We start from the raw sequence: 16,121 nt of genomic DNA on the forward strand, positions 1-16,121 counted from the left end.
TCTTTCGTTGTTATAAGACCAGAGCCATCGGGTGGCAACCTCTTGTACTTCGTCAATCGTACTAAACAAATATTGATTTAACCAGTCATACCTTACGGTTCGGTTATATCGCTCAACATAAGCATTTTGCTGCGGATTACCTGGTTGCGTAAACAGCAGAGTTATTTTATGTTTCTCAGCCCATTCGGCTAACAAATGACTGACATATTCAGGCCCATTGTCACAGCGAATACATAAAGGCTTTCCTCGCCATTCTATCACCTGATTCAGCGTTCTGATGACACGCTCTGCTGGCAGGGAAAAATCAATCTCAATAGCCAGGCCTTCACGGTTAAAATCATCAATTACATTAAGCAGACGATAACTCCGTCTGCTTTGAAGCTGATCATGCATAAAATCCATAGACCAACATTGATTAATATGAATTAGTTTTGACTTAATCTGACATAACCTATTGAAAAGGTGAGAGTTTCCGGTTTTGATAGAAGTGCGAACTTTAATCAAACCAAGAGGAAAACTCTCATGATAGATAATACAGTTAAAATCATTAGGTAATCCCCCCGAAAAATAACAGATGTCAAAAGTAGAATTTCTCATAATCTATGTTGGAGGAGATTTTTCATGAAAATATCAAAATTTAGTAACAGTCAAATACTGTCGATTTTAAAACAGTCCGAAGCTGGTCAGTCAGTACCTGATATATGCCGGGAGCATGGCATAAGTTCTGCAACGTTTTACAACAAATGGCGGGCGAAGTACGGCGGGATGGATGTATCAATGATGTAGCGTCTAAAAGAGCTTGAGGCTGAGAACAGTCGTTTAAAAAAGATGTATGCGGAAGAGCGTCTTAAAGCCGAGATTCTGAAAGAGGCCATTGAAAAAAAGTGGTAGCACCGTCGCGCCGCAGGGAGTTGGCGCAAAAAGCGGTGATAAACTATCAAATCCCTATTCGCATGTCCTGTGTACTGTTTAGCATCAGCGAAACCTGTTACCGGTATATAGCCAAGTTAGATGATGAAAATGCTCAGATTGCGGACTGGTTATTGCAGCTGACTGCAGCTCAGCGTAACTGGGGTTTTGGCTTATGTTTCTTGTACCTTCGCAATGTGAAGCATTTCAAATGGAATCATAAACGTGTTTATCGAATCTACCGGGAGTTGGAATTGAATTTCAGGATAAAACCTAAAAAGCGGCTAATCAGGGAAAAACCAGATGCATTGGCGGTACCCGATGCCATCAATCAGTGTTGGTCAATGGATTTTATGCATGACCAGCTCCAAAACGGGCGCAGTTACCGATTACTCAATGTCATTGATGATTTCAATCGTGAAGGCCTGGCTATTGAGATTGATTTCTCCCTCCCTGCCGAGCGAGTTATTAGGGCCCTTGACCAAGTGATAGAATGGCGCGGTAAACCCTTATCGATTCGTTGCGACAATGGACCTGAATACATCAGTCATTTGCTAGCCGATTAGGCTAAAAAACGTCAAATAACTCTGCTATTTACACAGCCAGGCAATCCACAGCAAAATGCTTATGTTGAGAGATATAATCGAACTGTAAGGTATGACTGGCTAAATCAATACTTGTTTAGTACGATTGCCGAAGTACACGAATTTGCTACTCGATGGCTTTGGTCTTATAACAATGAGAGACCTAATATGGCTATCGGTGGCATTACACCAACGCAGAAACTGGCTTTAGTCGCTGCTTAATCCTCTATTTTTGATCTTAGTTAAAAAGGGGGGATTACCAGCTCTTTAAGTCAAGAATTTCGAATGGTAATTTTCCGTCGTAACTTGATCTTAATGCGCTAACCTAATGCCATAGCATTGTCTAAATAATGATTATCTTTATTTTTAAAATACGTTTTAATTTCAAGTCTTAATGATAATTTAAGCGCTTTAGCCATCTGGTAGGCCTCATCTGATCTATAATACTCATTAACAATGACTGCCTCTGAGTTATAAAAATCTGGATTAGCAGTTAAAAACCGAACCTGTAAAAAGTCCTGCCAATTTACACTGTCTGATTCGAGAAGCTTACGACTCGGAGCACACTGAGGATGAACCAAAGAGTAGAGTTTTTTTTTCATCCTGGGCATAAGCCAGTCTTTCGGAAATACAACTTCCCCAATTTGAACAGCTCTGTTTATTCAGGTCATCATAAAGCTGATCTAGAAATTCAACACTATCTTCAACAAGAGGCACCCCTCCCGCATAACAATAGTATCCTAAAGAATTCAAACTTTCTTTTCTGACAAAAATTTGCAGCAGTTGTGCCTGTAAAACCGATCGGTATGTATCATAATAGGCAACAATTGTATCAATAGGAAAGTCATCAAGCCCATTTTTTTTGCAGAATTCCTGCAAAATACTTTTGATACCAACTGATTCTTTACTGACTGAGAAGCTCATATTGCGTTGAAACATAAGCCAGGCAGTTTCACCCAGTAAACCATCATGCAATAACATTGAAGCAGCTAAGATAACTTTAGTAATTTTGGGTTCATGATCAAGTAGTGGTTTTTTTGAATCATACTCAGCACTAAATGGGTATAACGTGGCATTCTTATCGACATGCTTCTCAAAAAATTTTTTTGGCAAATAGGTTTTTGATTTTATCGCTCCAAAAACAAGATTAGATTTTGCAACCTGCGGATCTGTTTGAGCCATTTCTTTAGAAATAGCACTCATGGCCACACGTAAGAATTTTACTGCATTTGAGCTACCATTATAAAAAGCAAACGTGCCTTCCGGTCGATTAATTTCCCGAGCAATAATTTCCTTTACAAGAGAGATATCATTTAAAAACCGCTTCCCAAAATCTTCCAGATTATGATACTTCGTGTCTTCCAGCAAAAATTTCGCGTTAATTGATCTTTTTTCATTATCTTTAAGAAAATTTCTAAATTCTTTTATATCAACTGTAGACGTATTAAATAATGAGGGTCTATTTGAATGGAGCAATTTCTTTTTTGATTCTACTTTACAGAACATCACATGACAGAAAAATATCTATTTGGATAATATTAACACAATAACTGCCAGTAATTCCAGTAATTAAACAGATAACATACTGTCCCTGCTTCAAATTCTTGTTTTCATCCTTGATGACTCGACTAAATGCTCGCCTATGTATAAATCCATATTGGTGGCCAATACCTTCCACCCCATACCGGACAATTCATTGCGTAATCCGCTCAACCGGCGTTTTTCAACCAGCAGTAAAATGACATCAGCGCCCAAAGCTCCACAGCCTTTTGCCGCCACAACGCCTTCATTGCTTTTTAAGGCAGCAATGGCCTTTACACTGTCTGTCGCAACCAGTTGCAAAGCCTCGAGCTGCTGCTGACAGGCATTGACGGCATTGACCAGCAAGGTATCATTGGCTTGCTCAAAGGCCATACAACCCTGATCAGCAAGCCGTGAGAGTCTATCGGTTGAAAAATTAAGCTGAAACGATTGCAGGTGCTCGTGGGTAGCTAATTTATGACGGCTGTGAACCAAAATAAAGGCCAATTCGTCAAACGGCCAGGGGTAATTGCGCATCTCATGGCGTTGCCCATTAATGAACACGCATTGCTGCTGCTCCTGTGCCATGATATCGTACCCGCTTGGCTTAATGCCCTGGCCATCCCAGGCAAACTGGAAATAGCGCTCAAGCAGCGCCTTGCGGTTCGGTTGTTGATTGCGTAAATGACAGTCCGCGAGATACACGGCAAGAAACTGAGCGCTGGAAGCACCGAGCCCGCCAATGCCATCATAGGGATCATGCCAGCTCAGGCCCTGTGCAATCGAAGGCAAACTGAGCCAATAACGACCGGCAGGAGACGCCGGGTTAATACCCTTTAACACCGGCTCCTCGATCAAGATGAGTTCAAAGCAGGGTTTAGACGTCAAGATTAACGCCGATCCGCCTTCTAAGGCGGCGTATTCCCCCAGCAGAAAGGTTTTAGCGGGTACTTTCCATTTCATCATTTTTCAGAGCTTCCCTTATGTCGTTGAGTATGACGATAACCTCATGTTCAGTAATATGTTTATTGATTAACAGGAATTGTTCAAGCCTTGCTTTTAAAATGGGCGCTTCTTTCTCCGTTGCATCCGTCTTTAAAATGAGATTATTTAAATGCAATTTCATATGCCCCTGGCTTATTCCCACGGTACACAGGGCTTTTAACGCCCCCAGATTCTGCACCAGACCCACTGCGGCGATAATACGGGATAATTGATTGGCTGATTGGATATTCATCATGCGCAGCGCCATTCTGGCGATGGGATGCAAGGTCGTTACGCCGCCGACTATCCCGACAACAACCGGGGCCTTGAATTCCCCGTAAAGGGTTCCATCACGATAAGACCACTCGGTAATCGCGCGGTATTGACCCTGTTTTACCGCATAGGCATGGATACCTGCCTCGACCGCACGCCAGTCGTTGCCTGTGGCAATCACCACGGGATCAATACCATTGAGCACCCCTTTGTTATGGGTCGCTGCGCGATATGGATCCTGTTTGGCAAACTCAGAAGCCAAGGCTATTTTCTCTCCAAGCTCCGGCTCGATGTCTCGAATCACAACCTGCGCAGTGGTCAGTTTTTTGTCATTTAAATTGGATAAAATACAAAGATTCACCTTTTCCTGGGTTAATTGCTCAATGGGGGATTTTAAATATTCAAGAACCTGGTTTAAAAGATTAGCCCCCATAGCATCCACGGGGTTCATAGTGACATGGATAACCGCCATCAACTCACCATTCCCATAGGGGACTGTCCGCAATTCAATGTCTTTAACCCCGCCTTGCCGTTTAACCATACCGGATGCGATGGAAGAATTAACCATGGCAATCAGCTCGTCCTTGTGTTCCTGCAAGCGTGTTTCTAACTCCAGCCTATTTTTAACATGAGCGATTTGAATCTGCCCGATGATGCAATCACCCTCCATACCCGTCGTGATCTCGCCGCATTGCCTGACCCATTTTGCCGTTTTCGACAATGCGGCAATGATGGATGTTTCTTCGACCGCCATGGGGATGACTAAATCCTGGCCATCTATCCGGAAATTACCGGCAACACCCAGCGGCAATTGAAAATAACCAATGGCATTTTCAATCAAACTTTCCGCTAAACGCATGTCGTTGACTGCCCCCTCCTGTAAAAAGGCAATATCCTCATCACTTAAAGCGCCAAGTGCTTTAAGCCGTTGGAACCGTTCCATCCGTGATAACTTTGAAAATCCCTCGAATTGATTATTCTCAGGCATTTGATTCTCCATCGCCACAAGCTATGGCGTCCAGTGTTTATCCTCCTTGACTTCCATTTTGGCCTTATCCTGAAGGCCGCCAAGATTACCTGCTTATTGGGACGGTTTATTTTGGCGGATAGTGACATAATCGTTAGCAAATAATTCTTGCCGGCTATTGAGTTGGCGCTCCACCTCGTGATGCCAGCTTTTATCCTCATTCTTTATCTGAATGGTGCAGTCAATCAACTCCGAGCCCATGCCTGAGCCATAGGAAAACAACAAAAACTGTTCATTGGTTACTGCATAACCCAACGCATAGGCGAACATAATCCATAAACTGGCGGTATAGGCGTTACCGCAACGCTGATTCCAGGCCATAAAAGGAGCGATGCGGCTCTGGTACAATTCATTGGTTTGCGACTCCGTTAAACCCAGGCTCTCCCCAACTGACGCAAAGGCTTTATAGACCATTTTGGGAAAAGGGACATGAAAGCACAAGGCTTTGTATTGCGTCAAAAACTGCATGGGATCATCATTCTGAATGAGCTTTTTAAAGCAGCAAACCGCCGCACGTTTGTAACACTCCAGACTGTACGCACCATTGACTTCGGGGTAATGCTTATCAAGCGGTTTCCAGAAATCAAATACGGGTTCGCTGTAAGCAATCGTATTGCCGACGTTCAACGCGGCTAAAACCGGGGGACCAATGATGAATGCGACGGCACCCGCCCCCTGAGTGGGTTCACCGGCATCATGTTCCGCGTAAAGCGCCTCGTCGACAGCGATGACCAACGCCACTTTCTGTTTAGTGGTTTGACTTAAATACCACTCCGCTGCCTGCATAATAGCCAGGGTTCCACCATAGCACGCGTGCTTCACTTCGTAGGAGCGAATATGCCCCTGAATTTTAAGCTCTGAAGCCACCCAAGCACTTAATGGGCGGCTGTAATCGACGGGAGTTTCTGTGCCAACGGCGATAAGGCCAATGTCTTCAACCGATCCGCCCCAATGCGCTATCGCACCTTGAGCGGCGCCAATGGCTAAATCAATTACGGAACAATGCTTGCCGCAAAGCGCCATTTCATTCAAACCTAAACCAAGGGTATATTTTTCAACATCAACGCCGCGTAAACCGGCTAATTCTCTGAGGTGCATGTAAAAGGGAGGGAAACACAAACCAACACTGGTAATTCCTACAGCAGGACACTGCATAATTTCATTCCATCATGGCACGTCCTATAACTATAGTTCAATTTTTAAACAAATAAAGTATTGTAAATCTATTTTATCAATCATTTTCTTTAGGACAGGCAAGGCTTGCTTTTTTTCGGCGGAAACCAATAAAAATCAGGCATCAGCCTCGTTCCAATACCACTGGTGGGGAGGAGACAGGCTGCGTTTCACCTTTTATCATCAATAAAAAAGGTATAAAACCCAGGGCCAATAAAAACGAGAGTTGGTATAAGCCAACCCATCCCAGCCCCATTTGCAGTAAGGCGGCCAAAGGACCGGACAAGATGCGCGGAAGACTCGAAATAGCCACCAGAATAGAAAACTGGGTAGCCGTGTATTGACGATTCACCAGGCGCATAAACAGGGCAACCAATGCCGTGGATCCCATTCCAGCAGCAAAATTGTCACAAATAACCGCGGCGGCAAACAAAGGCACGTTTTTTCCCGTCAAGGCCAATGCCACAAACAGCAGATTGGTCATGGCCTGCAATAGCCCAAAACTGAGCAGCGCTTTGTATAAAGACCAGCGCAGGAGCAGAAAACCAGCCGCCAGGCCACCCAGCAGGATGGACGCAATACCAAGCATTTTATTGATATAGCCAATGGTTTCTAAAGAAAAACCAACCCCCTGAATTAAAAAAGGCATAATAATGCCGCTAGTGGTGGCAGTAAACGCTTCTCCCAATTTATAAAAAAGGATAAACAAGACCAGAGGAATAATATCTCGACGGCGGCAAAGATCCCGAATGGGCGCCAGAAAAGCGATCACGAACCCCGTGCTTTCCTCACTGTAGTGTAACGGTTCTTCACTCCACAAGGTCGCGAAAACCCCCACCAGCATCAAAAGCCCCATAATCCGGTAAGTCGTCGCCCAGCCTAAATGATGCGCCATGATTAAGGCCAGGCCGCCGGCTATCAATAAAGCCAGACGATAACCAAAAACTGCTAATGAAGCACCCATGCCATGCTCCGGCACCGGCAAGTATTCAGCACGCTGCGCGTCAATGGCAACATCCTGGGTCGCAGAAAAACAAGCCAGCATCAAGGCCATAAATGCCATCAATTCAGGCGATTGTGCCGGGGTAAACCAGGCGAGGATATTAAAGCCCAGCAAGAGCGCCAGTTGCATCAAGAGCATCCAACTGCGGCGTTTACCTAAAGAAAATAAGGAGTAACGATCCAGCAAAGGTCCCCAACATATACGGTATACATAGGGCAAACCAACCAAACTGAGCATTCCGGTGGCGAGAACTGACAGTCCCGCGTCCGCATACCAGGCTTGCAGGCTACTGGTAATCAAGGCAAGAGGCAACCCTGAAGAAAAGCCAAGTATAAACACAATCAATAGGCGTTTAGTCATGGGTAACTCTCAATTCATGAATGACCGGCAGATTTCCCGGGGCTTAAACCCCGGGGAATTTGGATTAAGATTTTTTGACAGAAATCAAATGGATTTTGAAAATCAAGGTTTCGTTGGGGCCAATGGGTCCACCAACACTGCGTGGGCCGTAAGCTAACGACGCAGGAACATACACTTCCCACACGGAGCCGGCAGGCATTAATTGCAGGGCTTCAGTCCAGCCCGGGATAACCTGAGAAACCTTGAATGTAGCTGGTTTACCGGTTTTATCGGTACTGTCAAACACTTGACCATCAATCAAACGACCGGTGTACTCGACGGTTACCGTGTCTTCTTTGGTTGGTTTAGCACCATTGCCTTTTTCAATGATTTTATATTGCAGGCCGCTTGGCAGCGTCACAACGCCTTCTTTGGTTTTGTTCTGGGACAGGAACGCTTCACCTTTAGACTTGTTCTCTTCTGCTTTTTTAGTGAATTCAGCGTTTCGTTTCGCCATCAGGTCTTTTTGAAATTTACTCAATACATCTTTCATTTGATCTTCAGTCAACAGTAACTGAGAACCGCTCATGCCATCCTGCAAACCCTTAGCCATTGCAGAAGGACTGATTTCAATCCCTTGCTTTTTAAAATTTTTGCCTAAATCAGCCCCAATACTGTAAGACAGCTTGTCAATATCGGTAGTTAACGTGGCGGGTGTTGCGGCAGTAGCTGGTGTAGTCGTGCCGGCAGCAGGAGTAGTTGTTTCAGCAAATGCGGTTGTCATTGCCAGGCTTACGACAGCTGCAGCGACCAGTTTTATCTTCATAAAGATCCCCTTTCTATTCTCGTTAGAACACCTTGGAAAAAATGCTTGATTATTCTGCCTAACTTTCAGGGAAATTACCAGTTAAGGGAAACGATTAATTATTTAAGGCCTTGTTTTAACAAGCTTGTATTTTTTCAAGCCTGCTTCTATTGTTTAGTCAGGGTTTTACATCTAAAATTGCTATATTTTAAAGCACTCGAGTGTGTGATCATGAGCATTAGCCTCTTTGACATGTTTTCCATCGGCATTGGCCCGTCCAGTTCTCATACCGTAGGCCCGATGTCAGCGGCCTTTGCCTTCGTGCAGCTTTTGGAAAACGAGGGCCATTTTGCGGATACTTCACGGATTAAAATTGAACTGTATGGTTCCCTTGCCCTGACAGGCAAAGGCCATGGCACCGATAAAGCCATTTTAAACGGCCTTGAAGGAAAAACACCGGAAAGCGTTGTACCGGATTCCATGATCCCCCGCATGCGCGAAATTATCAGTTCACAGAAGCTTCTTTTAGGTGGCAAGAAGGAATTGTTTTTCGACGAAGAGCGCCATTTCCTGTTTTTACAGAAAGAGTTGCTGCCCAAACACAGTAACGGCATGCGTTTTTCAGCCTATGACAACCATCAGAATGTATTGCGAAGCCAGGTTTATTATTCAATAGGCGGCGGTTTTATCACAACCGAAGAAGCGTTTGACCAAAGCTCGGAAGATAACTACGCCCCACCCTACCCTTTTTCCACGGCATTTGAATTAATGAGCCTGTGCCGGGAAAACAAGTTAACCATTGCCGAATTGATGATGGTCAATGAATTAACCTGGCGCAGCAAGAGCGCGATTCAAGAAGGTATTTTAGCCATTGCCAACGTGATGGATGAATGCATCAACAACGGTTGCCATCACCCGGGCATTTTACCAGGCGGTTTATTGCTGAAACGGCGTGCGCCGGATCTTTATAAAAAACTCATTGAACACAAGGGCGTTCCCAGCGTCTTTGAACAATCAGACATCATGAACCGCTTAAATCTTTATGCCATGGCAGTGAATGAAGAAAACGCCGCTGGCGGGCGCATTGTCACAGCCCCGACCAATGGCGCTGCCGGCATTATCCCTGCCGTTCTCAAGTATTGCCAGGAGGCTCATGATCGCCTGAGCAAGGAGGACATTTATGTTTACTTCCTCACCGCCGCCGCCATTGGTATCCTTTACAAAAAAGGCGCCTCCATTTCGGGTGCCGAAGTCGGCTGCCAGGGGGAAGTCGGTGTCGCCTCATCCATGGCGGCAGCAGGCTTGACTGCGGTACTCGGCGGCAGCATTGAACAAATAGAAAATGCAGCCGAGATTGCCATGGAGCATCACTTGGGCATGACCTGTGACCCGGTGCTGGGACTGGTGCAAATTCCCTGCATCGAGCGCAATGCCATGGGCGCGGTCAAAGCCGTGAATGCCTCCAGAATGGCCTTGATTGGAGATGGTCAACACCAGATTTCCCTGGATAAAGTCATTAAAACCATGAAACAGACCGGCATGGACATGCAAAGCATTTACAAGGAAACGTCCATGGGTGGTCTCGCGGTCAATTTGCCTGAATGTTGAAATGATGATGGGGACCGCGACGGAGTCTGTCGCGGCAGCCTACCTGTTATTCACCGGCTCAGGTGACGAACTTGTCTTGTAATGAAACAGGATCACCATGCCAGCAATCAAACCACCCAATAACAACAGCACGTCCAGTAAGCCAAGCCAGGGATTGTTATTCATATAACCCATGATGATGACGGCCAGGGTTGCAGTCAGCATGTTAATAAAACTCAACATGGCCGACCCATTACTTTTATCCGGAACTGCCGCAGAAGCAAGGTATGATCCGCCTGCGAATAAGAACCCCCCGAATAGATACAACAGGGATGTATTGATAAAAAACCCAATAGGCGATAGCCATTGCTGCTTCCAGATAATAAGAAGGCCAAGCAGCGCCCCGGCGCAACCGGCAAAACCATAGCCAACCACTTTAAGGGGTGAATAGCGATGAAGCAGTTTGTTGGTCAACAGCCCCCCGATTAACATGCCCAGCATATTGATTAAATTCCAGGTACCATAAGCCGCAGCAGAAAGATGCAGAAAACGCTCAGCAATTAAAGAGCCGGCGGCCGAGTAGCAATACCCGATTGCGGAGCAATACCCCACCGCCAGGGCATAGACGACCAACCCGGGCGACGCAAGCGTTTGACGATAAGCGGCTATGATATGGGAGAGCTTAACCAGTCTGGGGCTTTTCATGGTTTCTTTAAGAAAGACGGTACCCGCCAACAAGAGGACGCCATGAATGAAGAGCAAGGCAAAACACCCCTGCCATTGCCAATAAGCCACGATCCACCCGCCCAGTGACACCGCCAGGCCAATGCTTAATGTGAACGCCAGTATGGAATAAGATAAAGCGGTACGACGTTGATGTTCAGGCAGCCATTCATTGATAAGGATCAGGGTACATGAAAGACCGCTGGCCGCCCCCAGAGCGCTTACCAAACGTCCGGCAATCAATACAGGGTACGCATGAAGCGCCAACCCGGCAAAGCAGATCAGCAAACCCAAAAGATTTATTAAAAGACCAATACGCAGAGCACCAAGCCGTCCCATGCGATTGGCTAAAGGCCCATAAATCAATTGCCCGATGACATAGCCGCCTAAAAAGGCACTGATCATCCATTGAATGGAGCCTGCGTTTAGATGAAATGAATGCCCGATTGCAGGCAAACCCGGGGTAATGACAGCAGCCGACACCGAAGCGGTGGTGATGTAATTTAATAGCCAAATCAAGCGACAATTCGTAATCATTTCTTTCTCCTAATCAGGACGTAGTGTAATAATTACGATATATTCAATAAAGAGGGTATTTGGTTAATATTAATTAACTATTTGTTAATAATATAGGATAAACTGTAACATTGGGCGGCTTTTTTCTGGTAGAAATGATCACTGATTGCACAACCAATTACCGCTGCGAACTGACCATCAACATAGATCAAAGGGAGTTGTTGCCGCTGCCAGGGTGGAATTTTCCATTCCTGAAGCAGTTTTTTCAGCGATTTGTTTTGTCCATGCCAGTAAAATGTTTCACCGCCTTCACGGAAACGGACATCCACCTCACTCCCTGAAGGAATGAACAAGCCTTCATCCGTGACTTCAGCCCTTAATTGACCGAGCCCTTTAAGACATAAAGGCTTTGGAAATGCCGTCCAGGGTAAAATCGAAGTCCATTCAGCCTGTTGCGGCGATAGGTAAAGATGTTGTTGATAACGCTTGATGGTCACCTGGCCCCAATGAATTTCCGGATTACTGTCCGGTGCGGCAAAAAGCATCTCGTCAATCAAACGGTTAAACGTCAGGGTATTGGGCATGTGAACACTGTTTTGACGCAGCCAAACCCGCAAAACATTGCTCAGACGAGCGCGGTTTAAATGAAACAGCGACGCAAGCGGCAGCACCGGTGATACCTCTGTCAGCGAGGGGCAATCCAGTTGCGCCAAGTCATTTAAGTTGGCCTGAGCCTGGCGGCAATGTTCCGCTGCCCGCGCCAGATTCTGTGCCACCCCTGCCCAGCGGCTTTTAAGTAAGGGGATTATGTCCTGCCTTAAGAAATTACGGGAATAACGGGTATTGACGTTGCTTTCATCATCAATAACACTCAGTCGGTGCTCGATCGCATAGGTTTGTAACGCCTGTCGGGTACACTTAAGCAAGGGGCGCCGTAAATCCCCTTCACCCACCGTCGTTTTTTCAGAAATAGCCGCGAGACCGTCTACACCTGCTCCACGGCACAGCTGCAGCAGCAGGGTTTCAGCCTGATCATCGAGATGATGCCCCATCAGCAGGCAATCATTTTTTTTAATCAGTGCCGACAATGCCCGATAACGGGCGATACGGGCCGCCTCTTCAACATTGCCTTTGCGCTTGCAATGAACAGAGAGAGATATAAAATGTACATGCCATTGTTGACAAAGCTGTTCACAATGGCGCTGCCATTGTGCGGCATTGGGGCTTAAGCCGTGATTAATATGGACAGCGGTTAATTTTTTACGCAGTGAAGGGTGTCTGCTCAATTGATGCAGCAGCACGGTGGAATCCAATCCACCGCTGAATCCGACAAAAAGATGCTCATAATCGGCCAGATCGCGCATCCAGTCTGACACGCTGTATTGATTAGTCACAGGCACCCATGGCCATGAATTTTTGATAACGCTGCTCGAGCAACGTATCCATGGGTATGCGTTTTAATGCCCGCAACTCGTCGCTTAGCATCATTTTTAAACGGGATGTCATGTCGGGCAGATTACGGTGTGCACCGCCTAATGGTTCTTTAATTACCCCGTCAACCAATTTAAAATCAGCAATTTTGTCAGCCGTAATACCCATGGCCCTGGCCGCTTCACTGGCCTTGGCAGCGTCCTTCCAAAGAATGGACGCACAACCTTCCGGTGAAATGACGGAGTAAATGCTGTATTGCAGCATAAAGACCCTATCGCCAACGCCAATGGCCAAGGCCCCGCCTGAGCCGGCCTCTCCAGTGACGGTGCAAAGGATGGGGGTTCTTAATTTGGCCATTTCCAACAGGTTGCGAGCAATGGCCTCCGATTGGTTACGCTCCTCAGCCCCAATACCAGGATAAGCACCGGCTGTGTCGATAAAGGTAAAAACAGGAATTTCAAACTTCTCTGCCAATTTCATCAAACGCAGCGCTTTACGGTACTCTTCCGGGCGCGCCATGCCAAAATTGCGGTAGACTTTTTCTTTGGTCTTCTTGCCCTTCTGATGCCCAAGCACCATCACAGGTTCACCATTCAGACGCGCCATGCCACCAATAATGGCTGGGGCACAGGAGTAATGGCGGTCACCATGCAGTTCCTGGAAGTCAGTGAAAATGCTTTCAATGTAATCTGTGGTTTGCGGGCGCAGGGGATGCCTGGCCATCTGCGCAACCTGCCATGGTTCTAAATTGGCAAAAATGGAAGCGGTCAATTCTTCGCATTTTGCTTCAAGGCGAGCAATTTCTTCGCTTAAATTAACTTCATTGTCACTTCCGACCATGCGTAACGCTTCTATTTTCTGATTTAACTCTTCGATTGGCTGTTCAAAATCCAAAAATTGTAGGCTCATACGTAACCCGTTGGCGAATGTATTATCATGCGCTATGATACCTTTAACTGCATTTTGACGCTACCGTTGATCCCTTTTTATGAGCAAATCCCTCTTCAAATCCCTGTCTTTTAATGACTGTGATTTGCACATTCACCGCATCGATGTCTGGCAAATTCCGCTGGATAACGAACCACCATGGGCTAAATCCTTACTCAATGAGCATGAAAAAACCCGCGCCAACCGTTATTATTTTCCTGAGCATCAACGCCGCTTTTCTACAGCCCGGGCCATGCTGCGGCTTATTCTTTCACATTATCTTGATACGTCGGCACAAAAACTGGTTTTTGATTATTTAAAACAGGGTAAACCCTACCTGCCTCAGCACCCATTCCTGCAATTTAATTTAAGCCACTCCGGTGACACCGCCCTTCTGGCGGTTGGACATACGACGCCTTTAGGCATTGATATTGAATATTTTTCTGCAAGACCTTATTGCGGGATGGCGAAGCATTCGTTTTCAGCACAAGAAAACCAATCCCTGGCACAATTACCGCCGTGGTTGTTGCCTTTGGCCTTTTTTAATGTCTGGGTACAAAAGGAAGCCTTTATCAAAGCGCTTGGTTTGGGTCTATCCTATCCTACCCGGCAATTCAATGTGCCGATTTTACCTCAGCAACCCGCCCTGGTGGACGATCCCCTGCATGCGCTCTGCTGGCAAATGGTTTCCTTTATTCCTGTCGTGGCTTGTTGTGCTGCGCTATGTTGCCACCCGGATGTTACGGATTGGTATTATCACACCCTGCATGCCTTACCGGACCAACCCGACCTCTCACCTGCCGTTTCAGGAAAATCATGAAACAATTAAGCCCCCTGCAAATCAAGCTTTTAGAGCGTTTAGGCGATGGAAAATGCCATAGCGGCAATGACCTGGGTGAATTTTTACAGATTACCCGCACGGCCATCTGGAAACAGATTAGCCAGTTAACGGCCTGGGGAATTCTCATTAAACGCATTCCCCAACGCGGCTATCAATTGCTGACACCGCTTATTCTGCTTAACGAAAACCAAATCCGCAGTCGTTTAAATGACTATTCACTGAGTACAGCCTTTGATTTTCATCTGGCTGCTGAGGTGGATTCGACCAACAGCTATTTAAAGAGCCTTCCCTCTGCGCCTTCCACAGCTATTTGCTGTGCCGAAAAACAGACCCAGGGCCGAGGCCGTTTTGGCCGGCAATGGTCATCTCCTTTTGGCGATAATGTTTATTTTTCCATGCGCTGTGAGTGGACTCAGTGCCTGTCGCAATTGTCGGGCCTGAGCCTCGTCGTGAGTTTAGCCCTTTTGCATTGCCTCAAGCGCCATCAAATTGACGATGGAATTGGCGTTAAATGGCCGAATGATTTACTCTGGCAAAACAAAAAATTAGCCGGCGTGCTGATTGAAGTCAGTGCCGAAAGCCATGGCAATGCCCAGCTGATTATCGGCATAGGCATTAATGTGAACTCATCCTCTGAAAAACAGCAGCTTTCGGATAAGCCCTGGTGCTCTTTATACGACATCACCGGCCGCTATGTTGACCGCAACCACCTGATTGCCGACCTGATTGCCAGCCTGATTCAATACCTGGAACAATTTAAAGAGGAGGGATTTCACGGGTTTCGTCAGCAATGGCTAGACGTGGATCTGCTCAAAGGACAAGCTATTACTGTATCACAACCCGCTGGTGTACTTCTGGGGAGGGCTTTTGGGGTAAATGACGCCGGGCAATTGTGCCTGATGGATGAAGAAGGCCGCATGCATTATCTTTCTTCAGGGGATGCGTCGTTATCTGCGATGTAAACAGAGACAGAAAACGAATGGAATTTGCCCCGGACTAGTTTATTTCATCCGGGACTGGACGACTGCGATGGATTCTATGTTATACCGCTTCTTCGGAATCAGATTCTTTTTCCTGCTGGATGCGTAAATAAATTTCTTCACGGTGGACAGAAACATCTTTAGGGGCATTGATCCCAAGGCGAACCTGGTTTCCTTTTACACCAAGCACAGTGATGTTAACATCATCACCAATAATCAAAGTTTCACCAATACGGCGAGTTAAAATTAGCATATTAATAAATCTCCCTTCTATAGCAGCCCCCAATCTATTCCATAGATTGCGTCCATGGTGCTCTTGGTGACTACAGTTTGTGTAAAAAACAATCAATTTTAACTGTTCTGATTGTAAGTGTACACAACCTATCTTAACAAATTATTAAGAAATTTTTTTATTTCGTAAAAACCGCACGGCCTACGCACTTCAATTTTCAATCAAACTGAGCAAATTTTCTAAAAAGGAATTGTCCCATCCACCGA

General features: G+C 46.0%; 14 protein-coding genes and 2 pseudogenes. 4 read left to right on the forward strand and 12 right to left on the reverse strand.

The features are described 5' to 3' along the window. Nucleotides 1-417, reverse strand: a pseudogene (locus Lery_RS14730) (DDE-type integrase/transposase/recombinase); the annotation flags it as partial. 204 nt (nt 418-621) lie between these two features. Here Lery_RS14730 and Lery_RS14740 point away from each other — a divergent pair. Next, nucleotides 622-1,715 (forward strand): annotated as a pseudogene (locus tag Lery_RS14740) (IS3 family transposase). Nucleotides 1,716-1,813: 98 nt separating this feature from the next. On the opposite strand, the gene Lery_RS15770 reads toward Lery_RS14740, so the two are convergent. The 7 genes from Lery_RS15770 to Lery_RS14770 form a co-directional block, all read right to left on the reverse strand. Next, the gene (locus Lery_RS15770) at nt 1,814-2,095 is read right to left on the reverse strand and encodes a hypothetical protein (protein WP_131751160.1); all 282 of its coding nucleotides are present in this window, start codon (nt 2,093-2,095) and stop codon (nt 1,814-1,816) included. After that, nucleotides 2,043-2,999, reverse strand: a complete 957-nt coding sequence (locus Lery_RS14745) for a hypothetical protein (RefSeq protein ID WP_058528015.1) — start codon at nt 2,997-2,999, stop codon at nt 2,043-2,045. Before Lery_RS14745 ends, Lery_RS15770 begins: the two co-directional genes overlap by 53 nt. Before the next feature lie 90 nt (nt 3,000-3,089). Beyond that, nucleotides 3,090-3,980: a mevalonate kinase family protein gene (locus Lery_RS14750; protein ID WP_237759247.1), complete on the reverse strand. Its 891-nt coding sequence runs from the start codon at nt 3,978-3,980 to the stop codon at nt 3,090-3,092. Continuing rightward, entirely contained in the window at nt 3,955-5,259 is a 1,305-nt protein-coding gene (locus tag Lery_RS14755) for a hydroxymethylglutaryl-CoA reductase, degradative (protein WP_058528026.1), read from the reverse strand. Before Lery_RS14755 ends, Lery_RS14750 begins: the two co-directional genes overlap by 26 nt. A gap of 93 nt (nt 5,260-5,352) precedes the next feature. After that, the gene (locus Lery_RS14760) at nt 5,353-6,453 is read right to left on the reverse strand and encodes a hydroxymethylglutaryl-CoA synthase family protein (protein WP_058528016.1); all 1,101 of its coding nucleotides are present in this window, start codon (nt 6,451-6,453) and stop codon (nt 5,353-5,355) included. Nucleotides 6,454-6,595: 142 nt separating this feature from the next. Continuing rightward, a complete protein-coding gene (locus tag Lery_RS14765; RefSeq protein ID WP_058528017.1) occupies nt 6,596-7,834 on the reverse strand; it encodes an AmpG family muropeptide MFS transporter in 1,239 nt (412 codons plus the stop codon). Between the two features lie 64 nt (nt 7,835-7,898). Continuing rightward, entirely contained in the window at nt 7,899-8,639 is a 741-nt protein-coding gene (locus tag Lery_RS14770; RefSeq protein ID WP_058528018.1) for a BamJ family beta-barrel-assembly machinery protein, read from the reverse strand. Nucleotides 8,640-8,849: 210 nt separating this feature from the next. Here Lery_RS14770 and Lery_RS14775 point away from each other — a divergent pair, with 210 nt between their 5' ends. Continuing rightward, nucleotides 8,850-10,226 carry an L-serine ammonia-lyase gene (locus Lery_RS14775; RefSeq protein ID WP_058528027.1) on the forward strand — a complete coding sequence of 459 codons (1,377 nt, stop codon included), beginning with the start codon at nt 8,850-8,852 and terminating at the stop codon, nt 10,224-10,226. A 39-nt stretch (nt 10,227-10,265) separates the two neighbouring features. Here Lery_RS14775 and Lery_RS14780 read toward each other — a convergent pair whose 3' ends face one another. The 3 genes from Lery_RS14780 to Lery_RS14790 all read right to left on the reverse strand — a co-directional run bounded on the left by Lery_RS14780 (nt 10,266) and on the right by Lery_RS14790 (nt 13,784). After that, the gene (locus Lery_RS14780; protein WP_058528019.1) at nt 10,266-11,465 is read right to left on the reverse strand and encodes an MFS transporter; all 1,200 of its coding nucleotides are present in this window, start codon (nt 11,463-11,465) and stop codon (nt 10,266-10,268) included. A gap of 77 nt (nt 11,466-11,542) precedes the next feature. After that, nucleotides 11,543-12,838, reverse strand: coding sequence for a tRNA lysidine(34) synthetase TilS (gene tilS / locus Lery_RS14785; protein WP_420324175.1), 1,296 nt, complete (start codon nt 12,836-12,838; stop codon nt 11,543-11,545). Further along, the gene (locus Lery_RS14790) at nt 12,831-13,784 is read right to left on the reverse strand and encodes an acetyl-CoA carboxylase carboxyltransferase subunit alpha (protein ID WP_058528021.1); all 954 of its coding nucleotides are present in this window, start codon (nt 13,782-13,784) and stop codon (nt 12,831-12,833) included. Before Lery_RS14790 ends, tilS begins: the two co-directional genes overlap by 8 nt. 79 nt (nt 13,785-13,863) lie before the next feature. On the opposite strand from Lery_RS14790, the gene Lery_RS14795 reads away from it, so the two are divergent. Beyond that, on the forward strand, nt 13,864-14,622 hold the full coding sequence (locus Lery_RS14795) for a 4'-phosphopantetheinyl transferase family protein (protein WP_058528022.1): 759 nt from the start codon (nt 13,864-13,866) through the stop codon (nt 14,620-14,622). Next, the gene (locus tag Lery_RS14800; protein ID WP_058528023.1) at nt 14,619-15,605 is read left to right on the forward strand and encodes a biotin--[acetyl-CoA-carboxylase] ligase; all 987 of its coding nucleotides are present in this window, start codon (nt 14,619-14,621) and stop codon (nt 15,603-15,605) included. The genes Lery_RS14795 and Lery_RS14800 overlap by 4 nt, the downstream gene beginning before the upstream one ends. A gap of 79 nt (nt 15,606-15,684) precedes the next feature. On the opposite strand, the gene csrA is transcribed toward Lery_RS14800, so the two are convergent. Continuing rightward, nucleotides 15,685-15,876, reverse strand: a complete 192-nt coding sequence (gene csrA, locus Lery_RS14805) for a carbon storage regulator CsrA (protein ID WP_058528024.1) — start codon at nt 15,874-15,876, stop codon at nt 15,685-15,687. Between the last annotated feature and the right edge of the window lie 245 nt (nt 15,877-16,121).

The organism is Legionella erythra (assembly GCF_001467615.1).
GTDB classification, from domain to species: domain Bacteria; phylum Pseudomonadota; class Gammaproteobacteria; order Legionellales; family Legionellaceae; genus Legionella_C; species Legionella_C erythra.

Bases quoted from the DNA above. Each gene is read 5' to 3' on its own strand.
- Lery_RS14760 (WP_058528016.1), bottom strand. From the start codon at position 6,453: ATGCAGTGTCCTGCTGTAGGAATTACCAGTGTTGGTTTGTGTTTCCCT.
- Lery_RS14780 (WP_058528019.1), bottom strand. From the start codon at position 11,465: ATGATTACGAATTGTCGCTTGATTTGGCTATTAAATTACATCACCACC.
- Lery_RS14790 (WP_058528021.1), bottom strand. From the start codon at position 13,784: ATGAGCCTACAATTTTTGGATTTTGAACAGCCAATCGAAGAGTTAAAT.
- Lery_RS14765 (WP_058528017.1), bottom strand. From the start codon at position 7,834: ATGACTAAACGCCTATTGATTGTGTTTATACTTGGCTTTTCTTCAGGG.
- Lery_RS14800 (WP_058528023.1), top strand. From the start codon at position 14,619: ATGAAACAATTAAGCCCCCTGCAAATCAAGCTTTTAGAGCGTTTAGGC.
- Lery_RS14755 (WP_058528026.1), bottom strand. From the start codon at position 5,259: ATGCCTGAGAATAATCAATTCGAGGGATTTTCAAAGTTATCACGGATG.
- Lery_RS14770 (WP_058528018.1), bottom strand. From the start codon at position 8,639: ATGAAGATAAAACTGGTCGCTGCAGCTGTCGTAAGCCTGGCAATGACA.
- Lery_RS14775 (WP_058528027.1), top strand. From the start codon at position 8,850: ATGAGCATTAGCCTCTTTGACATGTTTTCCATCGGCATTGGCCCGTCC.
- Lery_RS14795 (WP_058528022.1), top strand. From the start codon at position 13,864: ATGAGCAAATCCCTCTTCAAATCCCTGTCTTTTAATGACTGTGATTTG.
- Lery_RS15770 (WP_131751160.1), bottom strand. From the start codon at position 2,095: ATGAAAAAAAAACTCTACTCTTTGGTTCATCCTCAGTGTGCTCCGAGT.
- csrA (WP_058528024.1), bottom strand. From the start codon at position 15,876: ATGCTAATTTTAACTCGCCGTATTGGTGAAACTTTGATTATTGGTGAT.
- Lery_RS14745 (WP_058528015.1), bottom strand. From the start codon at position 2,999: ATGTTCTGTAAAGTAGAATCAAAAAAGAAATTGCTCCATTCAAATAGA.
- Lery_RS14750 (WP_237759247.1), bottom strand. From the start codon at position 3,980: ATGATGAAATGGAAAGTACCCGCTAAAACCTTTCTGCTGGGGGAATAC.